This is a genomic window from Vibrio sp. Y176 (assembly GCF_033438945.1).
This window is the reverse complement of record NZ_JAWOQS010000950.1, coordinates 1-562: the sequence shown is the minus strand read 5'-3', so window position 1 is coordinate 562 and position 562 is coordinate 1. Positions and strand designations below refer to the sequence as shown.

The window sequence follows — 562 nt, the reverse complement described above, 5'->3', positions numbered from 1 at the left end:
TCTGGCAGTGGTAAGAGCGTGACCTCCATGTCTATCATGGGACTGTTGCCAAAGCCTTACGGAAATATTGTCAATGGTGAGATTAACTATCGAGGTACCAATCTGGTGTCGCTACCAGCGGAAGAAATGTACGCCATGCGCGGCGACCGCATTTCGATCATTTTCCAAGACCCAATGACGGCGTTGAATCCAGTGCATACCATTGGCCGCCAACTGTGCGAAGTGTTGGAATTACACCGTCCTGAGTTAGGTAAAAAAGAGCGCGAATCCTACGCGGTAGAAATGCTGGCTAAAGTGAAAATTCCAATGCCAGAAAAGCGCCTCAACGAATACCCGCACAACCTATCTGGTTGTATGCGCCAGCGCGTGATGATCGCAATGGCACTCGCATGTAAACCAGATATTTTGATTTGTGATGAGCCAACGACGGCACTGGATGTAACAGTACAGGCGTCTATCCTTGAATTAATGAATGAACTTCAAGAAGAAACAGGCATGGCAATGATCTTCATTACCCATGATTTAGGCGTAGTCGCTGAAGTGTGTGATGACGTTGCGGTAA

At 47.5% G+C, this 562-nt stretch carries 1 protein-coding gene; it reads left to right on the top strand.

The features are described 5' to 3' along the window. On the top strand, nt 1-562 hold a 562-nt coding region (locus R7O13_RS29585; protein ID WP_318305554.1), incomplete at both ends, for an ABC transporter ATP-binding protein.